The organism is uncultured Mucilaginibacter sp., from assembly GCF_937859865.1.
GTDB lineage: Bacteria > Bacteroidota > Bacteroidia > Sphingobacteriales > Sphingobacteriaceae > Mucilaginibacter_A.
In genome coordinates this window covers 1-3288 of sequence record NZ_CALMAT010000063.1, presented here as the reverse complement: position 1 = coordinate 3288, position 3288 = coordinate 1, and the positions used below count along the sequence as shown (strand labels likewise).

1 protein-coding gene and 1 pseudogene (1 of these 2 only partly in view) are annotated in these 3288 nt (G+C 41.8%); both read right to left on the bottom strand.

The features are described 5' to 3' along the window. Positions 1-2842, bottom strand: a pseudogene (locus tag Q0192_RS06605) (DEAD/DEAH box helicase) (it extends 545 nt beyond the left edge of the window). Positions 2843-2875: 33 nt separating this feature from the next. Next, the coding region (locus Q0192_RS06600; RefSeq protein ID WP_299287922.1) for an SH3 domain-containing protein at positions 2876-3288 on the bottom strand (413 nt) is incomplete at its 5' end.

The window sequence follows — 3288 nt, the reverse complement described above, 5'->3', positions numbered from 1 at the left end:
GCAGTTGCGGCGAATCACAAATTTGCCGGAGCCGCGTAATTCCTTTCAGCACGTGCATCGCGCTTTTTTTCAATTCGTCGCCGGTTGTGGCCGAAATATAATCACGGAATTCCTTTTCGTAAGCCTCATAAATGTTGCGCTGTTCAGGCTTCATTTCGCAATACAAAACCATCTCTGTTTTTTCGGGAAGTTCGGCCGCAACCTGCTGCTTGGTCCGGCGCAGCATAAACGGGTTTATTTTGTGTTGCAATTCTGCCGTGCGTTTGCTGCTTTTAAATTTGTCAATCGGTTCGGAATACAGCCGTTTAAAGTACGATTTGCTGCCCAGCAAACCCGGACAGGCGAAGGATAACTGACCGAACAAATCAAACGTATTATTTTCCACAGGCGTGCCGGTTATCACTATTCTGTTTTTGGATTTTAACAAACACGCCGCTTTGTAACGTTGCGATTCCGGGTTTTTAATTTGCTGCGATTCATCCAAAAACACGTAATTAAAAACGTAATCTTTTAAAAAGTTAATGTCAGCAAGCAGCGTTCCGTAAGAAGTTAGGATCACTTCGTATTGGTTAAAATCCTGTGCGCTTTTAATCCTGTCCGCACCGTAAATTGTTAAAACGCGAATGGTTGGCGCAAACTTTTCTATCTCCTGCTGCCAGTTAAAAATCAGCGAAGTTGGTACGATCAGCAAGTTGGTATTTTGCTTTACCTTTTTCCGCAGCGATAAAATAAAGGCGATAATTTGCACCGATTTCCCCAAACCCATATCGTCGGCCAAACAGCCGCCAAAATTAAAATCATCCAAAAAGTTGAGCCAGCTTAAACCCTGCTGCTGGTACGGCCGAAGTTCGCCCCGAAATTCTTCGGGAACGGATACTGTTTTTACCGCATTAAAATTGGTGAGCTTTTGCTGATAATTGCTGATCTCGGCTTTTACGTTTTCGTCCAGCATTTGCGCATCAAAAAGCTGCCCGATCAAAGCATAATTGCTTTTAGAAATCCGCAAGTTATCATCACCCTCAACCTCGCCCGAATTAAAATAATGGTTAAATTTTTCAATCCATTCATCAGGCAAAATCCCTAATGTGCCGTCGTCTAAATGCACGTATTTTGTCCGGTTTTTTACGGCACGATAAATTTGCTTTAACGTAGCTTTCGTTTTGCCAAAACGCGCATTGATGTTGCTGTTAAACCAATTCGTGCCGCTCAAAACCCGGATCGTAATCTTTACTTTATTTGGGTTTAACTGATTGCTTTCCAGCTCATTAAAACCCAGAATAGTGATGTTGTGCCTTTGCCATTCCTCAAAAACATTCAAAAACCAGTCTTCCTGCAAAAAGCGTTTTTTATGCAGGTAAAAATAGTGCAGCGGATCGGCCAACTGCTCTTCAAAATACGGATGTTGTTTAATCAGCAAGGCCGTAAACTGGTCTTCTTCCTCCTCATCGCGCGGCACCTGAAACTCTTTTCCCTGCGCATCAACCGTATAAATGAGTTTTTTGGTGCGGATGGAAATTTCTACTTCGCCGTAACGCATCACCGGGATAATCATCACGTGCGCACCAAAATCCGAAAGGTAAATGATTTTTTCTTTCTCCTGGCCGAAGCCTTCCTTTTGTAACTGAACAGGTGTTGCTGCTGGAATATGCGGGTAATTTACGCTAATCTTTTCCTCCAGTTTTGACAGCAATTGATTTTTAAACTCCTGAAATTTAGAAACATGCACCAACAAGTTCTCGTGCTTTTTGCTCAACAAAGCAATCACATTTAAAGCTTGCAGATTGTTGACCAAATACAATTTTTCTTCAACCCGGATAAAATACGTAAACCAGATGGGAAGATCTTTTAAGGCATAAACTTGCTGATCAATTTCAACACTGCCCGAAAGTTCAAAAAATTGCTCTTTCGCCTGAACGGTCAGTTTTGGTTCATCTTTTAACAAAGCAACAGCAGCCGGAAAGATGGACGAAGCCGTAATGTTTTCCGAAATTTCGTTGTCGTGATAATAAAACTCGTAACCTAAGGGATTTTTAACGATGGCTTTTAAAGCGGAAATATCAGCCTCACTCACTTCTTTTTGCTGGTGGTTTTGGAATTTATGGACAGCCGTGTAAAACTTCAAATGCTCGCCGTCATCCGTTTTCCAGATAAAATCCAACGGCGGCATCAGCGTTAACGGGTTTTTAATTTTGTCTTCTTTCGTCCGTTGGCTTTGGTACAATTCGATCAACAAATATTTATAATATTTATGCTGTTTGAGGACAACGCAAACGACTTGGTCTTCGGCTACCGTTGGAACCGAATCATCCACAATTATGGATTTCAACAGGTTCAGGCTTTCTTTGGTTACCGGAAGCAGTTCCGGCGATTTTGAGCTAACCTTTAACTGTTTATCTTCAAAATTGATCTTGAAAAATTGGTTCAAGTCCGTTTCCTGTTCCAAACCGTAATCTGCCGCAAACTTTTTCAGTCTTTCGTGGCGTAATTGATCGTCATAAAAAACGCGTAAATCTTCTTTTTTCAGGATCGCGGTTAATACGATTGCCTGGTGTTCGCATAAAAATTCGTGTTGGGTTTTGCAGTTGCAGGTTAAAAACAACGTTCCGGCTTCCTGGATTACCGTTACCGGCAAAAAATCCTGCTTGTTGCGCAAATTGGTAAAAATGCCGTGGCTGAGTTCAATGGCCGTTGGAAAAATGTAATGGTACGCAACCGGATCGGGAACCACGCTAACGGAAGTATGACGGGAAATAAGCAGCTCCGTTAAATCCGGTATCGTTAAGTCTCGTAAAACGACTTGACCTTTTCGCTGATTGTTTTCCTGATCGAATTGCTTGCCCACCTAAAATTTAAACTGTAAATATCCGAAGCAAACTTACTTTTTTAAAACGTTCCACCTCGCCACATAACCTGTGGTATTTTCAAAAAGCACTTTGTAATAATTGGTGCCCCGTTCTAAAACCGCAACTTCCGAATTGGTTGGGATCACTTTGATAATTTCCGAACCGTAGTTATCAAACTTCCGCATGTTGATTACACCGGTTTCGTTTGCCCGCAAATAAGTGGTATAAGGCAGCGATGCTTCTTTTATCGGCTGTTTTTCAGTGCTTTGTGTTTCGATAATAGGTTTAGTTTGATTCAAACTGCCATCAATAGCCGGACTGCCCATACTGTTTTTATCGGCATAAATTTGAGGTGGCAAAATTGGTTTTTGTTGGGAAGGAACAACTTCGGAAGTATCAATAACCGCAATTTTAGGAGGCACACTTTTGGCAAAAACTTTTGCGC